Source organism: Vibrio atypicus, assembly GCF_009811315.1.
Classification (GTDB): domain Bacteria; phylum Pseudomonadota; class Gammaproteobacteria; order Enterobacterales; family Vibrionaceae; genus Vibrio; species Vibrio atypicus.
This window is the reverse complement of sequence record NZ_BLID01000002.1, coordinates 145,437-167,796: the sequence shown is the minus strand read 5'-3', so window position 1 is coordinate 167,796 and position 22,360 is coordinate 145,437. Positions and strand designations below refer to the sequence as shown.

16 protein-coding genes are annotated in these 22,360 nt (G+C 43.4%); 2 read left to right on the top strand and 14 right to left on the bottom strand.

Features of this window, described 5'->3' with window-relative positions:
- Entirely contained in the window at positions 1 to 1,335 is a 1,335-nt protein-coding gene (locus tag GVO60_RS05385; RefSeq protein ID WP_159651662.1) for a sigma-54-dependent transcriptional regulator, read from the top strand.
- Positions 1,336 to 1,405: 70 nt separating this feature from the next.
- Here the strand turns inward: GVO60_RS05385 and GVO60_RS05380 are convergent, their stop codons facing one another.
- From GVO60_RS05380 to GVO60_RS05335, 10 genes are all read right to left on the bottom strand, one after another.
- A complete protein-coding gene (locus GVO60_RS05380) occupies positions 1,406 to 2,767 on the bottom strand; it encodes a TRAP transporter large permease (RefSeq protein WP_159651660.1) in 1,362 nt (453 codons plus the stop codon).
- Positions 2,768 to 2,770: 3 nt separating this feature from the next.
- Complete coding sequence (locus GVO60_RS05375; protein ID WP_159651658.1) at positions 2,771 to 3,451, bottom strand: TRAP transporter small permease; 681 nt, start codon at positions 3,449 to 3,451, stop codon at positions 2,771 to 2,773.
- Between the two features lie 127 nt (positions 3,452 to 3,578).
- Positions 3,579 to 4,574, bottom strand: coding sequence for a TRAP transporter substrate-binding protein (locus tag GVO60_RS05370; RefSeq protein ID WP_159651656.1), 996 nt, complete (start codon positions 4,572 to 4,574; stop codon positions 3,579 to 3,581).
- Positions 4,575 to 5,129: 555 nt separating this feature from the next.
- Positions 5,130 to 6,245, bottom strand: a complete 1,116-nt coding sequence (locus GVO60_RS05365) for an ABC transporter ATP-binding protein (RefSeq protein WP_159651654.1) — start codon at positions 6,243 to 6,245, stop codon at positions 5,130 to 5,132.
- A 5-nt stretch (positions 6,246 to 6,250) separates the two neighbouring features.
- The gene (locus GVO60_RS05360) at positions 6,251 to 7,108 is read right to left on the bottom strand and encodes a carbohydrate ABC transporter permease (RefSeq protein WP_159651652.1); all 858 of its coding nucleotides are present in this window, start codon (positions 7,106 to 7,108) and stop codon (positions 6,251 to 6,253) included.
- The gene (locus tag GVO60_RS05355; protein ID WP_159651650.1) at positions 7,105 to 8,028 is read right to left on the bottom strand and encodes a carbohydrate ABC transporter permease; all 924 of its coding nucleotides are present in this window, start codon (positions 8,026 to 8,028) and stop codon (positions 7,105 to 7,107) included. Before GVO60_RS05355 ends, GVO60_RS05360 begins: the two co-directional genes overlap by 4 nt.
- A 110-nt stretch (positions 8,029 to 8,138) precedes the next feature.
- Positions 8,139 to 9,386, bottom strand: a complete 1,248-nt coding sequence (locus GVO60_RS05350) for an ABC transporter substrate-binding protein (protein ID WP_159651648.1) — start codon at positions 9,384 to 9,386, stop codon at positions 8,139 to 8,141.
- 144 nt (positions 9,387 to 9,530) lie between these two features.
- Positions 9,531 to 10,979 (bottom strand): ATP-binding protein, encoded by a 1,449-nt coding sequence (locus tag GVO60_RS05345; protein WP_159651646.1) that lies wholly within the window; start codon positions 10,977 to 10,979, stop codon positions 9,531 to 9,533.
- Positions 10,980 to 10,983: 4 nt separating this feature from the next.
- The gene (locus GVO60_RS05340; protein WP_159651644.1) at positions 10,984 to 11,706 is read right to left on the bottom strand and encodes a response regulator; all 723 of its coding nucleotides are present in this window, start codon (positions 11,704 to 11,706) and stop codon (positions 10,984 to 10,986) included.
- A gap of 206 nt (positions 11,707 to 11,912) precedes the next feature.
- On the bottom strand, positions 11,913 to 13,382 hold the full coding sequence (locus tag GVO60_RS05335) for a protein adenylyltransferase SelO (RefSeq protein ID WP_159651642.1): 1,470 nt from the start codon (positions 13,380 to 13,382) through the stop codon (positions 11,913 to 11,915).
- Positions 13,383 to 13,683: 301 nt separating this feature from the next.
- Between GVO60_RS05335 and GVO60_RS05330 the strand changes: the two genes are divergently transcribed.
- Positions 13,684 to 15,681 carry a methyl-accepting chemotaxis protein gene (locus GVO60_RS05330; RefSeq protein WP_159651640.1) on the top strand — a complete coding sequence of 666 codons (1,998 nt, stop codon included), beginning with the start codon at positions 13,684 to 13,686 and terminating at the stop codon, positions 15,679 to 15,681.
- 49 nt (positions 15,682 to 15,730) lie between these two features.
- Here GVO60_RS05330 and GVO60_RS05325 read toward each other — a convergent pair whose 3' ends face one another.
- From GVO60_RS05325 to GVO60_RS05310, 4 genes are all read right to left on the bottom strand, one after another.
- Positions 15,731 to 18,274 (bottom strand): beta-prism lectin domain-containing protein, encoded by a 2,544-nt coding sequence (locus GVO60_RS05325; protein ID WP_159651638.1) that lies wholly within the window; start codon positions 18,272 to 18,274, stop codon positions 15,731 to 15,733.
- 355 nt (positions 18,275 to 18,629) lie between these two features.
- Positions 18,630 to 19,238: a DUF2913 family protein gene (locus tag GVO60_RS05320; RefSeq protein WP_159651636.1), complete on the bottom strand. Its 609-nt coding sequence runs from the start codon at positions 19,236 to 19,238 to the stop codon at positions 18,630 to 18,632.
- Positions 19,239 to 19,333: 95 nt separating this feature from the next.
- Positions 19,334 to 19,939, bottom strand: coding sequence for an HAD-IB family hydrolase (locus tag GVO60_RS05315; protein WP_159651634.1), 606 nt, complete (start codon positions 19,937 to 19,939; stop codon positions 19,334 to 19,336).
- Positions 19,940 to 20,185: 246 nt separating this feature from the next.
- Positions 20,186 to 22,279 carry a VIT and vWA domain-containing protein gene (locus GVO60_RS05310; RefSeq protein ID WP_159652423.1) on the bottom strand — a complete coding sequence of 698 codons (2,094 nt, stop codon included), beginning with the start codon at positions 22,277 to 22,279 and terminating at the stop codon, positions 20,186 to 20,188.
- Between the last annotated feature and the right edge of the window lie 81 nt (positions 22,280 to 22,360).

The window sequence follows — 22,360 nt, the reverse complement described above, 5'->3', positions numbered from 1 at the left end:
ATGCACGACGTATTTTTTATTGATGATGAAAGCGACATTCGCATCGCCATTGAACAAAGTTTTGAGCTTGAAGAAATTTCAGCACAATTCTTTGCCAGTGCCGAAGAAGCGATACTTGCCATCAAGCAGCAAGGCATGCCTAAAGTCATCATCACCGATATTTGCCTGCCTGGCTTATCGGGCGAAAACTTGCTCTCAACCGTGATAAATCAAGATAATGAAGTACCCGTCATCTTAATAACCGGTCACGGTGACATATCGATGGCGGTCAATGCGTTGCAAAATGGTGCATATGATTTTATTGAAAAGCCTTTCGCCATTGACCGATTAATTGACACGACCAATCGAGCGCTCGAAAAGCGGCAATTAACTCTAGAAAACCAAGAGCTAAAGCGCAGCCTGAAAGCCAGCCAAACGCTTGGGCCTCGTATTATTGGGGATACGAATTCTATTCAATCTTTGCGTGACACCATCTCTCACATCGCCGATACCAATGCCGATATTTTATTGTTTGGTGAAACAGGGACGGGTAAAGAGCTGTTCGCTCGTTCTATTCATGAACAAAGCTCACGCCGAGATGCTAACTTTGTCGCCATCAATTGTGGTGCTGTACCTGAAAACCTGATCGAGAGTGAACTTTATGGGCATGAAAAAGGGGCGTTTACTGGTGCTGATGTCAAGCGTATTGGTAAATTCGAACACGCTCAATCCGGTACCCTATTTTTAGACGAAATCGAATCCATGCCGATGCAAGCGCAAATTCGATTGCTTCGTGTCTTGCAAGAGCGCGTGATCGAGCGAGTCGGTTCCAATGAGCTCATTCCCGTTGATATTCGCGTCATAGCGGCGACAAAAGTGGATCTAAAGAAAGCTGCCGCAGAAGGCACTTTCCGTGAAGATCTCTATTACCGGCTCAATGTCGTCACCCTAGATTTGCCACCGCTGCGTCAACGTAAAGAGGATATTCCGGCCCTCTTTCACCACTTCCTATTGGTGGCGGCTTCCCGCTATGGAAAAGCAGCCAATGCACTACCAGACGCCGATCTTCAAACTTTGATGAGTCACGATTGGCCGGGCAATGTTCGAGAATTGAGAAACAGTGCTGAACGCTTTGTGTTGCTAGGTAATCTAGGACACCTTAACCCTTCGCAACCAATCTCTGATGCAGCGCCACTTGCCTTACAAGTCGCGGAATTTGAAAAAGCTATTATTGAACAAGCTTTGGCGAACCACAGCGGGAAAATCAACGAGACACTTGAATCACTGCAAATCGCCAGAAAAACCTTGTATGACAAAATGCAAAAGTATGGTTTAGACAAAGATTCGTATAAATAACGTTCCAAGGAACAATATAAAAAGCCCAGAGCATCGAACGCTCTGGGCTTTTGTTTTTACTGGGTAAAGACTACTTCGTAATAATCTCTGGCCCCATAAGCGTGGTTGGTAACCAAGTCGAAACCCATGGTACGTAAGTCACAATGATGAGGAATAAGAACATCACCGCAACCCAAGGAAGCGCGGCTTTCACCACTTGCATCATCGACATCTTGGCCACCCCGGCGGTTACAAAGAGGTTGAGTCCCACTGGTGGCGTTATCATCCCTATCTCCATGTTCACCACCATCATGATGCCAAGGTGAATTGGGTCTATGCCTAGTGCAATCGCAATTGGGAAAACCAATGGTGCGACGATAATAAGTAGACCTGATGGCTCCATGAACTGGCCACCAATCAGTAATAGAACGTTAACCACAATCAAGAAAGTTATTGGGCCAAGACCCGCAGACAACATAGACTCTGTGATCATTTGCGGAATGCGTTCTTCAGTTAAAACGTGTTTTAGAATCAGTGCATTGGCAATGATAAACAGCAACATAATCGTCAGCTTACCCGCATCATACAAAGTATGCTTGGTATCTTTGTGTACAAACGCTTGAAACACTTTCACCAAGGCTGGTTTAGTATTTTTCTTGTCCGCAAAAGGCCCCATATCTTTATAAACAAAGTTAGCGATCAAGAAGGAGTACACAGCGGCAACAGCAGCGGCTTCTGTCGGTGTGAAAATACCACCGTAAATACCACCCAAGATGATGACCACCAGCAACAACCCCCAACTCGCGTCTTTTGCTGAATCAAACATTTCCTTCCAACCAACGAAAGGTTGTTTTGGTAAGTTCTTCACACGCGCAGCTATGTAAATCGCTATCATCAGCATCACACCAGCCAACAGACCTGGAATTACGCCACCGAGGAACATACGCCCAACAGATACATCCGTCGCGGCTGCGTACACAACCATTACGATCGATGGTGGAATCAAGATGCCCAAGGTACCCGCATTACATATCACACCGGCAGCAAAATCTTTCGAGTAACCATTTTTGATCATACCCGCGATAACAATACTACCGATCGCAACAACCGTTGCTGGTGACGAGCCAGAAAGCGCCGCAAACATCATACATGCCACAACAGAGGCCATGGCAAGGCCACCGCGGAACCACCCCACCATTGCAATCGCAAATCGGATAATTCTCTTCGCTACACCGCCTGTGGACATAAAGCTTGAAGCGAGAATGAAGAATGGGATCGCAAGCAGCGTGTAGTGACCGGCAAAGGCGTTGAACAGCGTTTGTGCAACTGAGGCTAAAGATGCATCCGAGTGCATCATTAAAAACAGTATGCTTGATAAACCTAATGACACCGCGATTGGCACACCAATAAGCATGAAACCAACCACCATGATGAATAAAAACAGGATATCCATGGTTTAGCTCTCCTTGCTCTTGTTGTTATTGTCGCTGACGTGCTTTGGATCCATCGCCTCACCCGCATCTTTCAGCTCTTCTTTTAGCGCTTCTAACTCTTCTTCCGCTTCATGGCCTGCAATCAATCGATCTAATTTTCCTGTCGCAATTTGGATCGTGATTTGAACAAATCGAAAAGTCATCATCGCCATACCAATAGGCAACGCCATATAAGGAATAAAGCGAGGAAGTTTTTCGTAACGCTCCCCTTCGTTTAACCAATCAGCCAAGAATTGCAGCATTTCCGGCATTGGAATATCATCGGTTTCATACCAAGCGCGTTCAGTCACAAATGGGTACCAGTAATTCCAAGAACCAATCAAAAGTAAAATAGAAAAGGTTAAGCAACACGCAGCGGCGAGCAGAGCATAGATTTTTCTCAGTTTTTCTGGTGCTAAGTTAATGATTACATCAACACCAATGTGGAAGTGTTTTTTCACTCCGTATGAGGCGCCGACCAACACCATCCAGGCAAAAAGAAAGACCGTAAGTTCAAGAGCCCAAAGAATGTTGTCATTGAAAACGTATCTAAAGATAACGTTGGCAAAAGTGAGTAAAGTCATCGCACCAAGGAAGAAAGCTATTAAAGTCTCTTCGATGGCATCGGTCACTTTACCTATTCTGGCAAAAATTGACTGTTCCATAGTTACATCGCTATTTTTCCAAGCGGTTTTAGCTTGGGAATTACTAGAAAAAGAAAGACCCTCCTCCCGACAGAAGGGCCAAAGTTAGGGGAAATTTATAGTTATTTTTCAGGAATCATTTCGGGGGCTACTGATTTGATGCAATCGCTGCATCAATCAAATCAGAGCCAATATCTTTCTCAAACTTCTTCCAAACAGGTTGTAGCGCTGTCACCCACTGTTGACGCTGCTCTGAAGTTAAAGAACGAACTTCACCACCCGCTTCGATGATGTTGTTTTTGTTGGCTAGATTCACTTTGGTCGATTCAGCATTACGCGTTGCTGATACTTCTTGAATAATCGTATTCAACTGCTCGCGTTGATCAGCTGGTAGACCTTTCCAGAAGTCATTTGACGTTACGACTAGATAGTCAAGAATGCCGTGGTTCGTCTCTGTGATGCCGTCCTGTACTTCAAAGAACTTCTTACCGTAGATGTTTGACCAAGTGTTTTCTTGGCCATCAATAACTTTAGTTTGCAGGCCGCCATAAACTTCTTTAAACGACATTTTCTGAGGGTTAGCACCTAACTGCTCAAACTGAGCAACAAGCACATCAGACGCCTGAACACGGAACTTCAGTCCTTTTGCGTCTTCAGGAGAGATCAGAGGTTGGTTAGCAGACATCTGCTTCATGCCATTGTGCCAAAACGCTAAACCTTGGAGACCACGGCGTTTCATCGCGTTTTTCAGCTTTTCGCCTGACTCTGAGTTTTGGAAACGATCCACAGCGTCCACATCTTCAAACAAGAACGGAAGATCAAAGATACGGTACTTTTTCGTGAACTTTTCAAACTTAGATAAAGAAGGGGCAGCCAGTTGCACGTCACCGTTGAGTAGCGCTTCAAGTACTTTGTTATCATCATAAAGTGTCGAGTTTGGGAAAACCTGCATACACACTTTTCCATTCATCTCTTCATTGACACGTTGTTCTAGTAATGAAGCCGCAATCCCTTTCGGGTGTTTATCTGTATTCGTCACGTGACTAAATTTAATCACGGTCTCACCTGGATCACAGTTCGCCGCAGCGTTAAAACTAGTCACAGCAAGAATTGAGGCAGATAGTAGGGTCAAAGGCTTAAGCATTATTATTCTCCTTGTTAAATGGACAACCCCATCACTGGGCGTTGTACATAGATAAGGGCAATAAGTAGGCCAAACTTTATCAATTAGCGACAATCTATTTAATTACAAGCAGTTAACAACAAATAAACATTAATACATTTATGTAACTGTGATTGACATCATTTACTTTGGGTAGGATTCCACCCATAAATTCACGACTAATGAGTTACTTTCTACACGTATTCAATAAAGCGAAGAAAGCTGGATAGGATAAAAACAATTGAACGGTAAAAACAAAAAAGCCCCAACCAATGTTAGGACTTTTAATGTGAGGAGAGGGAAAGAGCAAAGGAGACGGAAGCAAACTATCCCTCCCCTCCATCAAATTTGACTTATTTACTCCTATAGAGAGGAAAAGCCAATTCCAAACATCTATATAAGCATAGTTGCTATTGAGAGATTTGTTAACAAATGCAATTACAAACAAAGTAGCGCACTCTCGAATTCAAGCTGCAAGCCAAGCCTGAAACCTCCCCCCGAAGTATGATTCAAGAGTGCGCTGAAACAAATTAACGATTAATCAAAGTCTATTCTCTGCTCAGTGTTCGCATCAAAAAAGACCGCTTTTGATAAGTCGAAATGTAGTGGAGCCACTTGACCGACTTGTACCTCAAACTCCGGAGACAAGCGACAAGCCACTTCTTGATCATTTACTTTGATCATAGCGATAGTGTCAGGTCCAGTTGGTTCGAGCACTTCAAGTTGTAAATCGAGCTTAGTTGAAGCGAGGGAGTCTTGATTTTCGGTTTCAGAGATATGTTCAGGCCGTAAACCAATCACAATCTCTTTGCCATCTTGCTCACGCATTGAGGCGGGTAACTTGATGTGATGTTCTTGCTGATTACTCCCTTTCACTTTAATGACTGGGTTATCATCCGCATCCAAATCAACCATGGTCTTAATGAAGTTCATAGACGGTGACCCCATAAAACCAGCAACAAACATATTGTTTGGCTTGGTATAGATCTCTTGTGGTGTACCTAGTTGTTGCAACTCACCATCTTTCATTACCGCAATACGATCCGCGAGCGTCATTGCCTCAATTTGATCGTGAGTAACGTAGACAATCGTGGTGTTTAATTGTTGGTGTAGGCGCTTAATTTGGTGGCGCATTTCCACACGCAATTTTGCATCTAGATTGGAAAGTGGTTCATCAAAAAGATACAACTTAGGTCGACGAGCCAATGCACGCCCCATAGCAACGCGTTGACGCTGACCACCAGAAAGTTGAGATGGCTTTCGATCGAGTAGATGATCAATTTGCAGCATGGTTGCCACACGTTGAACCTCTTCTTCAATTTCGTTATCCGGCATCTTACGAATTTTCAGGCCAAAGGCGATGTTGCCTCGAACCGTCATGTTTGGATAAAGCGCATAGGATTGGAATACCATTGCGATATCACGATCTTTCGGCTCGACATTCGATACGTCGCGCCCATCAATCACAATTTCTCCACCGCTGATCCCTTCTAGACCTGCAATGGTGTTCATCAATGTCGATTTTCCACACCCAGACGGCCCGACCAAAATCAGGAACTCGCCTGAGTCGATACTGATATCAATACCTTTAAGGGTTTCTTGCTCCGCTTTCGGGTAAGTTTTGCGGATCTGTTTAAGTTCTAGTGTTGCCATGATAATTATCCTTTTACTGATCCTGCCGTTAGGCCGCGAACAAAATATTTCCCAGCTAGGACATAAACTAAAAGCGTTGGTAACGCCGCGATGATCGCCGCCGCCATATCAACGTTGTACTCTTTCACGCCTGTACTGGTATTCACCAAGTTATTTAACGCAACTGTGATGGGCTGTGTCTCTGAGCCTGAGTAAACCACACCAAATAGGAAGTCATTCCAAATAGCGGTGAACTGCCAGATCACCGTAACCATGATGATTGGAGTCGAAAGAGGTAGCAGTATCTTGAAGAAAATGGTGAAGAATCCTGCGCCATCAAGCTTGGCTGCTTTAACTAATTCATCCGGAATACCAATGTAAAAATTACGGAAGAACAAAGTGGTAAATGCCATGCCGTAAATAACGTGGACAATAACCAAACCTGTTGTCGTGTTAGCTAGACCTAACTTGCCCAACATGGTTGCCATTGGAAGCAGTACAACTTGGAATGGAATAAAGCAGCCAAACAGCAACAAACTAAAGAACAAGTTCGAACCACGGAACTGCCATTTCGTTACCACATAACCATTAAATGCACCTAATAGTGTCGAAATTGCAACGGCTGGAATCACCATCTGAAAAGAGTTCCAAAAGTACCCTTTCACACCTTCACACTTCACCCCAGTACACGCGCTATCCCAAGCTTTATACCAAGCATCAAACACCCACTCTTTAGGCAGAGACATCAGGTTACCCGCTTTAATATCAGGCAGCGTTTTAAAGGAAGTAATCACCATCACAAACAGCGGCATCAAATAAACAACACAGAAGAAGATCAAGCACGCGTAAATAAATAGACGGGCAAAATTCATGTTATTGGTCATGATTTTTTCTCCCTAAGTTCTGAATAGAGATACGGCACTAGAATCGCTAAAATACCTGCCAGCATCATCATGGCACTTGCTGCACCTAAACCGATTTGTCCACGAGTGAAAGAGTGCGCGTACATAAATAGCGCTGGTAAATCAGAAGAGTAACCCGGGCCACCCGCCGTCATAGCGGTAACAAGGTCAAAGCTCTTAATTGCGATGTGTGAAGTAATGATCACAGCGCTGAAGAAGACCGGGCGAAGACATGGCAAAATGATCTTCACGTAGATGGTTGGTAAATTGGCGCCATCAATTTGAGCCGCTTTGATGATTGAGGAGTCAATTCCACGCAATCCAGCCAAAAACATCGCCATAACAAAACCAGAAGATTGCCAAACTGCAGCGATCACTAGGGTATAAACCGACATATCTGAGTTGACGAGCCAATCAAACTCAAAATTAGTAAAGCCCCAATCTTGCATCAGCTTTTCGATACCAAGACCTGGGTTCAAAATCCACTTCCACGCTGTACCTGTCACAATGAATGACAGTGCCATCGGGTATAGATAGATGGTTCTTATCGCCCCTTCTTGACGGATATTTTGGTCAAGCAAGATAGCTAAGCCCACGCCAAGGCCAATTGCGACCAGCATAAATAGCAGGCCAAAAATGCCTAAATTGGTAATTGAAGTAATCCAACGATCGTTTTCCATTAGCTTTTCGTACTGGGTAAAACCCGCGAAATTAAAGCTCGGTAAAAAGCGAGAGTTGGTCAATGAAAGGGCTGCGGTCCAAAATATGTAACCGTAGATACATACGACAGTAACCAGCATAGTCGGCGCCAGAACGATTTTCGGTAACCAGCGCTGTAGTCTGTCAGCAAAGCTCGGCTTTGGCGCAGACTTTTTGGCATACCGAGATACAACATGCTCCATAACGAATCCTTACGTCATATCACCTAACAACATTCCTCGTTAGGTGTTAAGGAAAGGGCGGCCAAACTCCCCACGAATTTGGTCGCCCTTTAGGGGGTGTCTCTTTATAGTTAGATCGCAGCTTTAACCGCTTTGGCTAGCTTTTGAGCCGCTTGTTTTGGATCAGCAGAATCATCATTGAAGAAATTCGTCACCACATCGTAAATCGCGCCTTGAGCGTAGCTCGTCGTCGACAAGCCGTGCGCCATACTTGGAACTAAATCGCCCGATTTCGCACTTGCTTTGAATGTCGCCATAGAATCTAGTGCACACTGATCAAACTTGCTCATATCCATATCTAAACGAACAGGAATCGAGCCTTTGTTTAGGTTAAACACTTCTTGGAAATCTTTAGTTAATATAGTTTTAGCAAGGTCTTGCTGCGCTTTTTGATTTTCTTTATCGCTTAGCTCGAAGAAAGCAAAGCTATCGATGTTGAAAGTGAACTGACCGTCAGTCCCTGGTGCAGGCGCACAGATGTAATCCTTACCTGGCACTTTACCTGCCGCAGTAAATTCACCTTTCGCCCAGTCACCCATGATTTGCATTGCAGCTTCACCATTGATCACCATTGACGTTGCTACGTTCCAGTCGCGACCTGGTGAGTTAGCGTCAATATAGTCACGGACTTTCTTAAACTTCGTAAATACCTCAACCATCTTGTCACCAGATAGAACGTCCATATCTAAATCAACAAACGCTTTGTTGTAGTCTTCACTACCCAATACATCTAGTGCGACGGCTTCAAATACGGTTGCGTCCTGCCATGGCTGACCACCATGTGCCAGTGGGATGAAGCCTGCAGCCTTAATCTTGTCTGCAGCGGCAAAGAATTCGTCTAATGTTGTCGGGAGCTCAACGCCAGATTTTTTCAACACTTCTGGGTTTGCCCACAGCCAGTTTACTCGGTGTACGTTCACCGGTACCGCTACATATTCACCGTCAAACTTCATCACCTTCGTGACCACTGACGGTAGAATCGAGTCCCACTGTTCCTGTTTCGCCGTTTGATCTAGGGTAGTCAAAAAGCCTAATCCACCCCACTCCTGAATATCATGACCTTTAATCTGAGCCGCAGATGGTGGGTTACCTGATACCGCGCGAGTTTTCAAAACGGTCATAGCAGATTCACCACCGCCACCAGCAACCGCAAAATCTTTCCAGGTGTGATTCTGTTGCTCTAGCATTTCTTTAAGAACAGCGGCAGATTTTGCTTCACCACCAGCAGTCCACCAGTGCAGCACTTCCACTTCCCCAGCGTGAGAAAATGCAGAGGCAGACAAGAGCGATAAAGTAAGTAGGGTTTTATTCATTTTCATTGTTATCTTCCATGTATTGGATTAGACGTCAGGGCCTACGGCATAACTGACCCGTTCACTTCGTGCTTGAACACTATGAAGTCTATCCAAATAGAATTTTTTGATTGAAACAAAGCGTAAAGCCAATGTAACAATTGCGTTACATTAAACTTCTAAGCTAGGTGGGATATAGAGTTGAGCGCGTAAACCGCCAAGAGAACGATTGCTAATTATGAGATCTCCGCCATGTCCGTGGAGAATATTACGGCAGATCCCAAGTCCTAAACCATGTCCTTGGTCATCCATCGCCAACCTAAAATAAGGCTCAAATACCTGTTCTAGTTTTTCCTCAGGGATACCTGGACCTTCATCATCGATAGTGACCGTGATCCAATCTTCTGAGGTTTCCACTTTGACCACCGCACTAAAACCATACTTGACGGCATTATCCAATAAGTTAGTCAGTACACGCTTAATCGCGAGTGGTTTAGCGACGATGGGGTCCATTTCCACCGGAGCAAAGTGGACTTTTTGCTGAGAGAAATTCATGGGCTCGATCACCGAGTTAATCATCTCATTGAGGTCAATAAAGGCGTTATTTTCATGCAGATCTGTGTCCCTTACACATTGCAGTGCGCCTTTGACCATCATTTCTAACTCATCAAGATCTTTATTAAACTTACTTCGTTTTTGGTCACTCTCGAGCAATTCAGCGCGCAATCTCAGACGAGTAATCGGCGTTTTTAAGTCATGAGAAATAGAAGAGAACAAATGCTCTCGGTCAGAAACATAGCGACGAATTCGTTGTTGCATGCGATTAAAGGCTCTGGTCGCAGTGACCAATTCACTTGCCCCTTCTTCAGCCAAAGGTGGCTGATCGATATCCATGCTCATTTCATTCGCGGCTTTGGCGAGTCTTTTTAGAGGCTTGACTTGTCGCCGCATTAAGAAGTACGTCAAGCCAAGTAGCAAGGTCGTAGAAAGCAATAAAAAGACGATTTGCTCCCGCGCAATAACCGTATCATCTAAAGTCACATAAGGTGCAGGAAGTAGCGCTGCGATATAGACCCATTCATGGGAACTCAGCTCTATTTGCACCACTAAAATCGGAGGATCAATTGGGGACAATGTTAATGTATGGTGCGCCCAAGATTTAGGTAGATCACTAAGATAGATATCATTTTTAAGCAGGCGCAAGTTATCAGGATGAGAGAAATCTGCTGATATAGAAGCCACCTTAGTGAGTTTTTTATCTAATACCGATTTAACCGCGCTAAGCGACGCCTGCTTAAGTTGCGTATCCGGTATCGGCTCTACAATCAGCTTCTCTTTGTTAAATGAGACAAAAAATCGCGTCCCACCCATGTTGCGAATTTGGTCAAGAACTATATGTCGATAGCGAACGGGAAGTGATTGGAAGAAAGTCACCGTTGAAGCAAACATATTCGCCATACTTTCAGAGGCATCTTGAATGCCGAGTAGTTCTTTCTGCTTAGATTCACTATACCAAATAGCCGTTGCAATACCCTGCGCCAATACCACCGCTAACAACGCAAGTCCCAAAGTACGAGTGACAAGCGAGTTAGGCTTAATAACGCGCAGTAATCTCATCATCAATCTAGTGCTCTACGCTGACAGGGACTGCCAAAATATAACCATTGCCACGCATGGTTTTGATATATTGAGGATATTTACCACTGTCACCAAGTCGATGACGTAAGCGGCTGAGTTGAACATCTATACCTCGCTCAAAAGGCAACGCTTCACGACCTCTCGTAGCAAATGAGATGGTATCTCTATCAAGTACTTCATTAGGGCGAGTCAAAAACAGCATCAACAATGCAAAATCGCTGCCTGAAAGGTCGTGCTCTTCGTTTGTCTCTAGATGAATGATTTTATGAGCAAGAGTATCAAGTCGCCAATCTCCAAACGTAATTTGCTTAGGTAACGCATCACTGACTTTTTCTTCATTCAACTGCACTCGTCGAAGTACCGCTTTTATCCGAGCAATAAGCTGGCGAGGATTAAAAGGTTTCGCAATATAATCATCCGCGCCTATTTCAAGCCCAATGATCTGGTCGGTTTCATCAGACACCGCTGTTAGCATAATAATAGGCACATTGGATTCACGACGAATAAACTGACAAAGCGCGAAACCATCATCACCGGGTAACATGACATCAAGCAACACGAGTTGAGGATAACCAAACTCTTCTAGGTGACTCTTAAGTTCTTCCCCGTCTGCCACTGTCGCTACCTGATAACCAGATTTCGATAAATACTCATCAAGTAACTCTCGTATTTCTTGGTCATCATCAACCACGAGAATTTTCGTTGTCATTTTTTCTTCCATTACCACATGAACTTATATTGAGAGTTTAATTACTTCTGCTTGGAGACCTTATTGCACAATATATAAACTTTGAACTGATTGCAGATCCATATCACATCCCATCCTATTGATATGTTTGATCATAGCTCAAATTGTCATATTTCAGGCTCAACGCAACATCGAGCCTTAGCAAAGAAATGATTTGATACGCACACCTATGAAGAGCAACTGATCTCCATTTCTTTGCCCCACTCCGGCGGCAAGTTAGCGTATGCATTTTTATCATCTTGTTCATCAAAAGGGGTTTTCAAGAGTTCAGCCAAAATCTTAACTTCACTAAAATCTCCTTGCTCTGCTTTCTCGATAGCTATCTGAGCTAAGTAATTCCTGAGAATATATTTAGGGTTATGCTGACGCATCTGCTTACAGCGAACTACAGTGGAGACGGAGCTTCCATTTGAATCTACCTCTTCATCACAGCGTTCAAGATATAAATCTAGCCACACCTTTGCCGCATCACGATAAATAAACAAATCCATCACCGCATCTATTGGCTTCGAATCAAGGTTAGAGAGTTCACGCATAAAACGCGTATAGTCGACTCGGTTTTGATGTAACAGCTCAAGCATTGAGTGAAATAGTTGACTGTCTTTTTCACATTTGGAATGCAACCCTAACTTGTTGCGCATTAACTGACTGAACTTGCGCCCAAGCTTTGATTCATATTGCCCAAGGTGACGCTCTAAGTCCGTTCTTTCAACTAAAGGCGAAAGAGAATGCGCCAATGCCGATAAGTTCCAAAGCCCAATTCTAGGCTGTTGGTCAAACGCATAGCGCCCTTGGTAATCGGAATGATTACAGATATAACTAGGGTCATAGTCATCAAGAAACCCAAATGGCCCGTAGTCAAATGTCTCACCCAATATCGACATGTTATCGGTATTCATCACCCCATGAGCGAAACCATACGCTTGCCAATAGGCAATCATCTCAGCCGTCTTTTCAACCACTTTAGAAAACATTGTGGCGTAAGGTTTATTGCTCTCCAAACAATCTGGCCAATACCACTCAATTACTTTATCTGCGAGCAGTTTTAGCTCACTCATTTGATTGGTATAAAAGAAATGTTCAAAGTGACCAAAACGAATATGGCTCTTTGCTACTCTCAAAAGTAATGCACCTGATTCAACCTTTTCTCGGTAGACCTCCGAATTACTTGTCAACATACCTAAAGCTCGGGTCGTAGGAATACCTAAACCGGCCATAGCCTCACTACAAAGGTATTCTCGAATCGTCGATCGTAGTACTGCTCGACCATCCCCCATTCTTGAATATGGTGTTAGCCCCGCACCCTTTAGGTGTAAATCTAACCATTCTCCAGAGTCAGTTTGCACCTCACCAAGAAGTAATCCTCTCCCATCGCCAAGATCCGGATTGTAAGAACCAAACTGATGCCCTGCATATTTCATTGCCAATGTTGGTTGGGAAGATGGCTGAACCTCTCCACTCAAGAACGCTTTCTCTTTTCCGGTGGGATACGTATCTGGCAAACCCAAATTGACAGCGAGATCGCTATTCCATATCACCCAGCGAGTATTCAATAATGGCTGTGGTTCTACCAAGCTATAGAAAGGGGTCGGTAAAGAAGAAAAACGGTGAGATAGGTTGCAAGATAACAAGGGCATAAAAACAACTCGGTAACACAATATTTACAAGAGAAAATATCACACAGCGAGAGCGACACGCTAGTCCTCAATGCGACGCTTTAAATAGTGTCAAACAATGGAAAAGAAAGCACCGTCCTACGCCCAAATCCATATGACACTAGCATCTTATTAGTAAAATAAACTTTAGTACCACATATGACTTTTATCACATATTAACCAATCGCCCATTTCATAAGAGGAAAATATACCGTCCAATTGCTCACGGATCTAAATAATCACTTTATACTAACAATATAATAATATGATGCTAGGAGCACACATGAACACCTTAATACAAAGGTTTCGTCTTAATCGGTTGGTTTTAATTCTTGCTGGAGTCCCGATCTTAATTGCTTTATCACTTGCGGTAGAGCTAATCATCAACCATAAAGCGACGCTCGAGGAAACAGAGCAAGATCTAGCCGCAACTGAGCTCATTTTACTCTATGATAATTTAGCGCATAATCTAGCTGTAGAACGTGGATTGTCTGCTGGTGTACTAGGCAGCAAAGGAAATCCTAAACAAGTTGAAGCCTTACTCTCACATAGAAGTAAAGCAGATGTACATGTTAGAAATTTACTGAACTACACCACTTCATCTCTGCCAAAGAGCTGGGTTGAGCAGCTTAAATCGGATGTAGCGACTGAACTAGCTAAACTCAATCAGATTCGTCAAGAAGTTGATAGCCTTTCACCAAGGCAATCGCCATTTGCCTACTATTCAAACCTTAACCAGCTGGCGATTGATAATGCTTCTCTTATTAGCGGAAAACTTGCCAATACCGAAGTTGCGAGCATGAGTAAAAGCTTAATTGCAATCATGGAGATGAAAGAACGTGCTGGCCAAGTTAGAGGGGCTTTGAATGGCGCTTTTTCGAGAAAGAATTCATCCGTTGGTCAGTACATCGCTGTTCAAGGTTATATCGCTTCCGGAGACTATGCTGAGCGCAGTGCCAGTATTTCTCTTTCAAACGCTGCGCTCAAAGAACTCTCTGAATCGAAGCGCACTCCTACTTGGCAAAATGTTGAAAACGTACAACAGAAATACCTAGCACAGAAAAACACGCTTGATGCTCTAGAAGGTCCCGCCCCAACTCAATGGTTCTCAATGGCAACGGACAGAATCAAATTAATCAACAAGATTCGAAATAGCGTTAAAGATCAGATGCTTCAGCATTCCGATCAACAAGCTAGCAATGCAGAATTGGCTATGGGAATCATGATTGCAGCCTCTTTTGCTGTGAGCGTGATTTTAATTGGGGGCATGCTGTTCTCAATTCGTGGACTAAAAAGCCAGGTAAATGTTGTGACTGACAAGCTGGGATTAATGTCATCATCTCGAAATCTCACGATTGAACTTCCAGCACAAGGAAGCAATGAACTTAGTCAAATATCCTTTAGTGTCAACAACCTAACTAAGAGTATTAAACAGCTACTCTCAAATATCCGCGATACCAATGATCACAGCAATGAGCGTTTGGAGCACATCGTGCAAGGTGCTGGTGACCTGGGTGATAGTAGCAAAGCAACCAACGATAAATGTAACAACATCGCGACAGCAATGACGGAGCTATCCCAATCAAGCTTAGAAATAGCAGCCTCTTCAGAGCGTGCACTAAAAGAAACTGAACAAATGACGAGTAAGGTTCTAAGTTGTCAGCAACAGAGTCAAACCTCATACCACGAAGTAGAAGCATTAGTAACTCAAATCGAACAAACGCAATCTTGCATGGAAAAACTCGAACAGGATGCTCAAAGTGTCAGCAAGATCGTCGACACCATTAATGGTATTTCTGAGCAAACCAACTTGCTGGCGTTAAATGCTGCTATCGAAGCCGCTCGCGCTGGTGAGCACGGACGCGGTTTTGCAGTGGTATCATCTGAGGTTCGAGATTTAGCACAGCGAAGTAAAGAAGCGACAGAGCACATTTCTCAGCTACTCGCCAACATTACGACCAATACGCAAACCGCTGTTAGCAACATGCATAAAAGCCGTGAAGCGACCGATTCAACGTTCAATTCCGTCTCTGGGGTAAACGACAGTATCTTTGAATTGGAGCACCTGATTGAGACAGTAAATGAGCACATAACAAGTATCGCTAATTCAACCATCGAGCAATCCAAAGCAAGTGAAGACGTCGACAAAGACGTCGACGTACTAGCTGAAATCGCGTTAAGAACAGGGGAACTCGCCAGCAGTATGGACAGTATTGTCTCAAGCTACCGTTTAGAAGTAAACCAAGTCAAAGAGCAATTGCAAGAGTTTAAGTTGGCTTGAACGAATAAAAAATGCCAGTCGTTTGACTGGCATTTTTTTGTATGTCTATTTAATCAAGTATGAACTGAACTGCTCCGACATAGGCATCTTTCGTCCAAACATTTATAGAGTCTAGCTCCTCACCCTCTGGGATTTCAAAGATGTCCGTTTTTTGGGAGTGCGCGTAATGCTTAGAACCATAGAACAATACTGTTCCATCACGATAAGTAAAGGTCAGTGCTAAGACGTATTTGCCACCCCAGTAAATAGTACCAGAAGTCACCTCTACAGAAGCTACACGCTCGAGGTCCACAGGGATACCAAGATTACCACCTTGACCACCAACCATGTCATAAGCATTACTACCAAGAGCATCGATCATCCATCCATAACGAACATACAGGTCATCATCTAGTTCAACCTCTGTTGGATTACCAGTAGGATAGCCAAAAATACCAGAGCTCACTTTTTCTTTGCTTACTAAAGTACTTGAACGGTAGCTATTATGAGTGAGCCAGCTTGGTTCATAGGTCGCTGGAATTGCACCATCTTGCGTGATATTCGATTGGTGGAAAGAGTGTTGGTTCCAAATACGAGTAGCATTCTTCCATGGTTTATTAGAATCGGCAGATTTGTATACAAACACACCGTGATTAATGGAGTATCTTGAATCATAGTCATTTGCAACCACAATGAGCTCTGCATTGTCATCACCGGCAAGATCTGCAACAACAGGAGATTCCCACAGTGTACCTGTTGAGTTAGCAATTTCGTTTAAAACGAGACCACTACGCCCATCCAAAACTCGGACGCGTGTTTGATCTTGAACCACAACCTCATCGATACCATCGCCATCAAAATCATAGGCTGATACGCCGATTTTACCACTACTAGAATCATCATTAGGGACAGACCAAATTAGCTTACCGTTACGGTTATACATATCTACAGCATTGTATCCTGCATACACGATACCTGTATTAGTGTTAGACTGCTCTGAGGTAAGCTCAAACTGTAGTGCTTCAACCAACCAACCATTTGACCAGACATTGATCGCGCTGATTGCTTTGTCTTGCGGTACGTGGAAATAATCCGTTTGCTGCCAGAATGATGACTTCTTGGATCCAAACATCTTAGCCGTTCCATCTTTCATATAGAACTTCAATGCCAATAAGTGTTTACCGCCCCAATAATACTTACCTGATGTAATGGCAATTTTACGTACCTGAGTCAGGTCAATAGGATTATTGGTATGGCCGCCGTCTCCACCGAATAAATTTGTTGGTGTGGTACCAACTGCATCTATAGCCAAACCTGAGTTTACATAAAGTAGATTGTCTGAATTAGTAGCTAATCGCTTATCGTTGCCATATTCAAAACCAAACAGATCGGACTCTTCGACAACAGTTTTAGTCGGGTAGCCTAAGAAATTAGAAACTGCTTGTACACCACCACCAGGATTGCTCGTGTTATTTACACTCCACTTCACGCTTCCGTCATGCTCTAAAACAGAAATAAAGCTATTTTCGGCACTAGACAAAGATGCAGGGCTTGAAATGATCAGCTCTGGCTTTACATCATTATCAAGGTTAGCAACAGAAGAAAACCATACTTTACTCTGAGCCTGATAACTCCAGATTGCACCTCCGTTTCGATCAAATAACGTTTGGTCAGCAAAAACTTCTTGCTTTCCATCACTATCATAATCAAAAGAAATAGGGGAAGGTGTCCATGCGTAACCATACATTGATACACCGGCGTCATATTCATAAACCCCGTCAGGTGCAATGACTTCAATAGCACCATCATTATTTAAATCTGCCAGAGCTATTTGGCCAATTGCACGCCAGTTAGTTTCATTCTTTTCTATTCTCTTTTTTATATTACCTTTGTTATCAAGAATATTATAAAAAGCTTCCTCTCTGTTACTCGTCACGATTTCAACAAAACCATCGCCATCAAGATCTCCAGCCGCAACAGAATAACGAGCATCAGCAATAATACCACCATTACTGTAATCCCATAGCTCAGCGCCATCAATACCACTTAGAGCTCGAACTAAACCACCATACGTATATTGATCATCTTTAAAAGTAATTACGATTACATCAGCGACGTCATTGTTATTAATTTTTCCATCACCATTATCATCATTTAATTGAACTACCACAGGTGAAGCCATGACTTGATCATACTCAGGCATAAAGAGGCTTTCTTGCCACGACCACGCCAAAGCGGGTTCAACTTCTGGAGCGCGAGCAACAACACGCATAGAACGAGGATTTGAAAAATCTAAGACTTTACCATTACGTGCTTTTACTGATTCCAACTCATTGTTTGGTGTAAAGCCTGTGAATACGGCAATACGATTATAAGACAGGTTATCCCAATCACTTAACATGACGCCGGCACCAGATCCGGCATATACATCGACTTCATGATTATAGATAAAACTAGGTAGCGAATAACCTGAACGCTCACCCACATTTAAACAATACTTTTCACCACTTTCTCTGCTTACTATACATCCTTCCCCCTCAGCAACAAATGCCAAAGCAGGTAACGAATTCAACGACATCAACGCAACCGTTAATGCAATAGTTTTACGTCCCATAAGGATTTTTCCTTTTTGTTTTATTAGAGGCGTAAATATCGTTGCTTGAATAAATTAGGTCAATATCCCCTCACCCAATATGGTGAATCAATAATGAGATGTCTCAATATTGATACAATTTAATTAACACTAATATTAATTAAAAGTATTGGCAGCGTAAGAAAAACAAATGTATATCAAAAGGGATTTATTTAAGAAATTACGAAAATATAAACTATAGTTTATTGTGATTTTTCTAGGAAGTGTATAAGAAATGTATATTATAGATGATAATGTATTTCGTCAGTACGATGCAGTATACGATTTGAAAAGTACAATAACAGTCAAAATCATCGAACAACGAAACCGTTGTTATTTACTTCAACGAAAGTGAGATTCTCACAAAACCGCCATCTTCAAATTCTACTTTGTGTTCAAAAATCGAAGAAGAGTAAATAGTACGAAGAAACTTGTGTTTTTCGCCATTTGTGCCGCGAAATAGCATCGAAATATTGGCAATGAGTCGATTACGTTCACTAAAATGTGCATTTAAATCAGCTGATAATACACATAGAAGACACCCTTTAGGATTGAACTCAAGATCTACTGATTCTGGACGAGAAACCAACACTGTTGTATTCAACTCTCTCTCCAACGTATTAATCAGCAAGAGAAAACTATCGAGATGCGGTAATTCATCACCTTCTTGAGAAGGTAAAAGGTTCATCAACATCGACTCCATATCCAACCTTTGCGATCGGGCATGAGTGACTAAAGAACGAATCTTCTTCTTAAATGACTTATATTTCTTAGAGTTAGATGATTTGTTCAACCACATTGATAAGATGTCATTGATATCGCTGCGAGACTTGTAACTTAGGACTTTCGCTGAATGATTGGTGTGCAGATGTAGCAACGCGTGAAGCGCTAATTCCGACAATAAAGGTTCAGATTCTGGTTTTATTTTAGAATGTATACTGCGCATGGTGCCTAAACGTACAAAACTCGAACAAACAGGTGCTCATAGAGGGAGCGACATGCTACCTAAAAGCGTTACATATGTACAGAAACAAAGCGCACTCAGTCAAGTTGCCCTTCCATTCGCTGCCAGCAATAGTATTTGACGTCCGCAATGCTAAGCATAGGGATATCTTCTTCAGTATCACCATAAGCGTAAATCATGGCAAACTGAGTAAGATCTTCTCGTTGACGCAGAAACATAACTTTTCGTTCTAGACTGCAATCTCCTTGCACATAGTTTCCTGTATACCGAGAACCTTTGCACGCTAACTCACTGCATATCAATTCAATGTTTTTCCGCTGACACCAAATACGTAGATAAGGACTCACAGAAGCCGATACCACATAGATTTTATCGCCCCTTCCCTTGTGCCACTCAATTCTTTCCAACGCTTTTTGTCTTACTACTTTACTAAGAAATTCATCACAATATTGCTCTGCGAGTCGTTCAATATCCGCAACGTCTCTCCGCCAATAAGCCACTTTGGATAAAATAGGGCGCGTCTTGCTAGCGGATAACAATCCGAGCTTATAAAACAAAATCACCGGCCATATAAGCATGAAACCAAGTACTATTCGAGGTTTAGAAGCTGAATAGAAAACAAATCGTGTGTAAGCATCTTGTGTTGTGATGGTGCCATCAAAGTCAAACAATGCGAGATTCACGCTCTCCTCCATTAGTGACAAGTCCGAACTAAAAGCTAACGCTTGGGTTATGAAATCCAATCTACGGTAATCGGAAATAGCTGCAAGAGTAAATAAGGAAAGGCAAAAATGAAAAGCCCCGATAACTCCTTGAGCTATCGAGGTTTTCTAAATTGGTAAAGCTAGAATTAGTAATAACCTTAATTCACGAAGATTTGTAAGCAGAGGGCAGCATCATGCTGCCTCTTTCCCTATTTTCAACTGCTTTTATCTGCTCAGTTTTCTTCCCATGGCCACTCGAGTAGCCCCGAGCAATATCATGCCGAGCAATACTATGATGTTCATACTGCCACCACCGCCGCCACTACCACCGCCAGAGTACGTCGGTGCCGGCTGGGTAAACGTCGGCTGGTTCTTATCAGCGCGGGTCGGTTTCACCGGTTTGTTCTGTTTAATCTCACGGGCGCGCTGTTCTTTCAGTACTCTCGATTGGTTTTTGCGCTCCATACCCACTTGCTGGAACACCTCTTCTTGAACAACGAGCAAAGAGGTGTAATCCGTTAACAGTCCATATTCGAGCGCAATATCTTCAATCGCCTGCTCTTTGTCACTGTCTTTTTGCTCCAGATAGTCCATTTGCTCCTGCAGATCACGAATCGCTGAAAACGCCCACATTCTCTCAAGTTCAGGATGCTCAGTTGCGGTATCTGGCAACATCACCTTAGTGCGATATTCGCGGGATTCACCACCAATATCCATGGTCAGCTTGATATCCGCTTCCCCGCCTTGGAAGTAATGACCAAAAACGGTTAGTTGCTCACCACGATACAAACTGCTGATCTGCTCTGGTGTCAGGTCTTTAATTTTCACGCCATTAATATCAAGCTGGATGTTTCGGTATGCCTGATGGGTCAATTTGCTGGTGATGCTCATAAGATGACCGATAATGTCATCAGCGTTGGATACCGACATCGCCACACCATTCGATAATTTGGTCATCGGTACTAAGAGTGGCGTGTTCGCGCTGTTACCCATGATAAAGGTAAATAGTCGTACATCATGATTTTCCATCAACTCAAAGAAACGGCGCTTTTCAGTCACTCCCACGTTCGCCACACCATCAGTCACCAGCACAATACCGGTAGGGCGATCGTCATCGAGTTTGCGAATAGCGGCAGACATGCCTTCGTAGAGATCCGTACCATTACTCGGCTCGACTTGCTCGACTGACTGCAATGCTTTACTGACATTGGTTGGGTTAACTGCAACAAAACCACCCGTTAAATCATAGGTATAGCTGTCGAACATCACGACACGGAACCTGTCTTCAGAAGGCAACTTACCCAAGCCTTGGCGTACACCTTCCACCAGCGTCGAATACTTGCCGGACATAGAGCCGGATTTGTCCAGCACGAACACCCAGTCACGTCCTTGTGTTACTAGGGTCAGATCATCACCTGGTGTAAAAGTCAGTTTCACTGTGCCGCGCTTAGATGATTCTGGGTCACGGTAAGTCACCATATCAACGCGGCCCGGTAAGCCTTCTTGCAAACGCCAGTAAAAAACCACGTCCTGATCAAGTCTCATTGCAGCATGAGCAGTTTGCACAGACTCGCCCTCTTGCACTGTATTGGCGATTTGATTACTGATGTTTGCCTTCCAGGTCATGTGTTCTCCATCCGCTTGCTGGATGATCATTGCTGCAGGATGTGCTGGCAGCCTGACGTCATCAACGGGATAGGCAGAACGTAATGTCACGTTGAAAGAAAAATCCTGTTCCACTTTATCGTTTCGAGTCCAAAAGCTATTTTTGGCTTCATCCACGCCGCCTTCTTCAAGGGGATATACATAACGTCCAATGCCATGGTCTAACAAAGCATCTTGCATATACACCAGCTTCACCTTCACACTCTGCTGCGGCTGCACTGGGTACACCCGAATATCAAAGGTTTTATATTCGTCTTTTTCTGTCAGTGCTGTGGCGTTACCCTGCGCTTTTTGGTCGTCATAAATTTCGCGGGCTTTTTCTTTGGAGACAGCCTCTGCGATAACTGGCGAGCCGTTAATCCAATAAATAAACTCGCCTACGACGGCTTTTTGAGGAACAGGGAATGAGTACAAAGCCTCCAACTCTGTGTCATTAGGATTATAAAACGTCTGCTCAATTGACGTGGTGGCGTATCCGTCTTGAATCGCAACATCAACATGGTGGGATTGGATCTGAAGATCTTTATATTGGCTGTTAACAGGTTTAAGTAGTCCAGCTGCTAGCGCCTTCGGTGAGAGCGTAACGAGAAATACAGTGATAAGCAAAACGCCCCAGATGGCGATTTGTGGAATCTTTTTCAGTCGGTTCAGCATCATAGCCTCCTTTACCTTCTGTCATCAGAGAATCTTTCTCCGGTTGCTCAGTAGGTTGCATGAAGGCTGCATAACCACAAA